This window comes from Actinomadura sp. NPDC049382 (assembly GCF_040677125.1).
Lineage (GTDB): Bacteria > Actinomycetota > Actinomycetes > Streptosporangiales > Streptosporangiaceae > Spirillospora > Spirillospora geliboluensis.
This window is the reverse complement of the sequence record NZ_JBFARO010000242.1, coordinates 1-3765: the sequence shown is the minus strand read 5'-3', so window position 1 is coordinate 3765 and position 3765 is coordinate 1. Positions and strand designations below refer to the sequence as shown.

At 76.4% G+C, this 3765-nt stretch carries 4 protein-coding genes; 2 read left to right on the top strand and 2 right to left on the bottom strand.

The features are described from left to right. Positions 1–38: 38 nt before the first annotated feature. Entirely contained in the window at positions 39–1007 is a 969-nt protein-coding gene (locus AB0K34_RS46180) for a hypothetical protein (RefSeq protein WP_364554866.1), read from the bottom strand. Between the two features lie 43 nt (positions 1008–1050). After that, positions 1051–2010 carry an MBL fold metallo-hydrolase gene (locus AB0K34_RS46175; RefSeq protein WP_138636844.1) on the bottom strand — a complete coding sequence of 320 codons (960 nt, stop codon included), beginning with the start codon at positions 2008–2010 and terminating at the stop codon, positions 1051–1053. A 154-nt stretch (positions 2011–2164) separates the two neighbouring features. On the opposite strand from AB0K34_RS46175, the gene AB0K34_RS46170 reads away from it, so the two are divergent. Both AB0K34_RS46170 and AB0K34_RS46165 read left to right on the top strand, forming a co-directional pair. Further along, positions 2165–3544, top strand: a complete 1380-nt coding sequence (locus tag AB0K34_RS46170; RefSeq protein ID WP_240807645.1) for a hemolysin family protein — start codon at positions 2165–2167, stop codon at positions 3542–3544. Next, positions 3541–3753, top strand: a complete 213-nt coding sequence (locus AB0K34_RS46165) for a hypothetical protein (RefSeq protein WP_364554863.1) — start codon at positions 3541–3543, stop codon at positions 3751–3753. Before AB0K34_RS46170 ends, AB0K34_RS46165 begins: the two co-directional genes overlap by 4 nt. Positions 3754–3765: the final 12 nt, after the last annotated feature.

The following is a 3765-nucleotide window of genomic DNA, read 5'->3' as shown; positions in this document are numbered from 1 at the left end:
GAACCTGCGCCATTCACCGGGGCCGAACCTGAGGATCGTCACGGTGTCCTCGGTATCGCGCACGGATATCGCCTCGCCGTCAAGACGGGCGCGGCCATGCCGCGGACCTCCGCCGACGCCAGCTCGTCCGCGGCGGTGCCGGCGAGCAGGTCCCGGTAGCGGGCGTTCTGCGCCGGCAGGCCGCGCAGCACCAGCGCCTCGTGGTAGGCGTCGTCGGCCTCGGCGGCGCGGCGCGCGTAGTCCTCCAGCGCCTCGATCCGCCCGGTGACCGAGCGCACCGACAGGTCCAGGGCGCGGTCCTGCGGCTCCAGCAGCGCCCGGACGCCCGGCGAGAGCCGCCCGGGCTCCTGGGCGCGGCGCTCGCGGCGCAGCCGGGTGTGCTCGGCGAGGGCGTCCGCGATGGCCCATTCCTGCCTCGGCAGGACGACGGCGTTGTTGATGTCGTCCAGCAGCCCGGCGCCGTTCGCCCGCGACCCGAGGACGGCGTCGACCGCCCGCTGGGCGCGGACGAGCAGCCCCGCGGCGGGCCGGTCGAAGTCGGCGGGCAGCAGGTAGGAGCCGTGGTGCTCGCGGGCGGCGCGGGCGGCGGGCGGCTCCCTCAGGTGCCGCAGCGCCCCGGCGACCCAGCCGGCGAAGCTGACGCCGGCGAGGACGGCGGCGGCCTGCACCTGGCCGAGCAGCAGCAGGACGACCTGCAGCGCCGGCGTGAGCATCATGGCGAGGACGGGCAGCCGCCCCCACCGCCCCGCGCGGCCGAGCAGCTCGCCGTCGTCGGGCGCGTCGAGGAAGCACAGCCGCAGCCAGCCGCCCGGCAGCACGCCGTAGAAGACGGCGAACGCCGGGATCCACACCAGCCGCGCCACGACCGCGGCCGCGCTCAGCCGGGGCGGCGGGGGCGCGGGCAGGCTCGCCGGGACGAGCCGGTCGGGCGCCGCGGCGAGCAGCGCGCGGGCCTCGGTGCCGAGGGCCGGGTCGAACACCGGGCGGGGGCGGGCTTCTCCGGTCATCGTCACTTCCCTCCCTGCTGTCCCGGGATCCGGACGGCCCCGGCTAGTCCTGCAGCTCCGCCCAGACCTCGCGGTCGCGTTCCGGCGTCCAGATGCGGGGGCGCTCGACGCCGTCCATCTCGTCCCAGAGCCGGGCGACGTCGAAGGGCAGGCAGTGCTCGAAGATCGGCCAGTGGCCGTAGGCGGGCGCGAGGGCGGCGCGGACCGCGGTGAAGGCGTCCTTGCGGGTGCCGCCGCCCCGCCGGACCCGGCCGACCTCGTCGAGCATCACGGCGAGGAAGTCGCGGGTCTGCGCGACCGCGGCGCGGGCGGCGTCCCGGCCGTGCGCGACGGCGCCGCGCCCGCCGACGAGGGTCTCGGCGCCGAAGGAGTCGACGTGGTCGAGGGTGCCGGCCGCCCACTCGCGGTGGAAGGCGTCGCCGGTGTAGAGCGCCGCCTGCGTCTCGACGAGGTCGCCGGCGAACAGGATCCGGTGCCGGGGCAGCCACGCGACGATGTCGCCCTCGGTGTGCCCGCGCCCGCAGTAGGCGAGGTCGAGGTCGCCGCGGCCGCCGCCGAGGTCGATGGTCAGGGTGCCGGTGAACGTCACGGACGGCCAGGTGAGGCCGGGGATGCCGTCCGGGTCCTTGAACAGCCGGGGCATCCGGCCGAGTTCGGAGGCCCAGTCCTGCTTGCCGCGCTCGGCGATCAGCGCGCGGGTCAGGTCGTGCGCGATGACCACCGGGGCGCCGAACGCGCTGGCGCCGAGCGTGCGGACGGCGTGGTAATGCGACAGCACCAGGTAGCGGACGGGCTTGTCGGTGTGCTCGCGCAGCACCGCGAGCCAGTCGCGGGCGGCGGCCGGCGTGGCGAGCGCCTCGAAGCAGACCAGGAAGTCCTCGCCCTCGACGGCGCCGACGTTCGGGTCCCCCTCGGCGGTCAGCGCGTACACCCCGTCGGCCAGGACCTCCAGCGTCGGGGTCTTGTCGCCCAGGTCTGCGGACGACGCGAACGGTCTGGGCATCGGCCCCCCTCGCACTCGTGGCCCCGGCTCGCGCCCCGCGGGCCGGTTCCGCCCGTGCACGGGTTCATTCCATGCAGAGGTTCATTCCACGCAGAGCGGTCGATAACCGTCCGGGAATCGGGAGAGACGGCGTCCCGCCGGGGTAGGGAAGATCGTGGACGACGGGCGCCGGACGGCGGCGCGGCGGAGGGAGGGCCGGGTGAACGGCGCGCTCGGGCTGCTGGCGGTGCTCCTGCTGACGGCCGCGACCGGCTACTTCGTGGCGCAGGAGTTCGCGTTCGTCACCGCCGACCGGCCCGTCCTCGCCCAGCGGGCGGCCGAGGGCGACCGGGCGTCGGCGCGGGCGCTGCGGGTGATGGGCCGGCTGTCGTTCATGCTCTCCGGGGCGCAGCTCGGCATCACGGTGACCGCGCTGGTCGTCGGGTTCATCGCCAAGCCCGCGCTGGCCGACCTGCTCGCCCCGGCGCTGCGCGCGGCGGGGGTGCCGGACGCGGCCGTCGGCGGCGTCGCGGTGGCGGTCGGCTTCGCGTTCGCCACCGTGATCCAGATGGTGCTCGGCGAGCTGTTCCCCAAGAACTTCGCGCTGGCGCGGGCGGAGCCGCTGGCCCGCGCGCTCGCCGCGTCCACCCTCGTGTACCTGGCGGCGGCGGGCCCGCTGATCAGGCTGTTCGACGCGTCGGCGAACCGGCTCGTCCGCGCGGTCGGCATCGAGCCGGTGGAGGAGCTGCACCACGGCGCGACGCTGGAGGAGCTCGGCCACATCATCGGCGAGTCCGGGGAGCAGCTCCCGGCGGGGCAGGTCGACCTGCTGGAGCGGGCCCTGGTCTTCTCCGACCGCGACGCCGAGGAGGTCATGGTGCCGCGGGTCGACGTGGTGACCGTGCAGGCGTCCGCGCGCGCCGCCGAGCTGAGCGACATCGTCTCGGCGAGCGGGCACACCCGCTACCCCGTCCTCGGCGAGGGCGTCGACGACGTGGTCGGCGTCGTCGGGCTGGCGGAGCTGATCACGCTCGGCACGCGGGAGGCCGCGCGGGTCCGGGTCGCGGAGATCGCGCGGCCGCCGGTGCTGCTGCCGTCCTCGCTGCCGCTGCCGGAGGTGGTGCTCCGGCTGCAGGGCGCGGCCGAGCCGATGGCCTGCGTGGTGGACGAGTACGGCGGCTTCGCCGGCATCGTCACCTGGGAGGACGTCGCCGAGGAGCTGGTCGGGGAGATCGCCGACGAGAACGAGCCGGGCGAGGAGCTGGCGATCCGGACCGGCGAGTGGTGGACGACCGACGCCGGGCTGCGGATCGACGAGGTCGCCCACGAGACCGGCATCGCGCTGCCGGAGGGCGACTACGAGACCGTGGCGGGGCTGCTGCTGAAGCGGCTCGGCCGGGTGGCGCGGCCCGGCGACGTGGTGCGGGTGGACATCCCGCCGACCCGGCTGGACGAGCCGCCCCGCACCGCGGTCGTCGAGGTGCTGACGGTCCACCGGCACGTGCCCGAGCTGATCCGCGTCCGCACCGTCGAGACCGCCGGGGAGGACCGGTGAACCTCGCGCTGGGCGCGCCGGTCACGCTGGCGCTGCTGGCCGGTAACGGCTTCTTCGTCGCCACGGAGTTCGCGCTGGTGGCGGCGCGGCGGCCGCGGCTGGAGCGGGCCGGCCCCCCCCGGGGGGGGGCGGCGGGCGCCGCGGTGGGGGGGGGGGGCCAGCGTTGGGAGTCGCTGGCCGGGGCCCCGCGCGGCAAAACGCATTTGTAGCGGGGCCACCGG

Coding starts and splice junctions, on each gene's coding strand:
- AB0K34_RS46180 (WP_364554866.1), bottom strand. CDS start 1,007: ATGACCGGAGAAGCCCGCCCCCGCCCGGTGTTCGACCCGGCCCTCGGC.
- AB0K34_RS46175 (WP_138636844.1), bottom strand. CDS start 2,010: ATGCCCAGACCGTTCGCGTCGTCCGCAGACCTGGGCGACAAGACCCCG.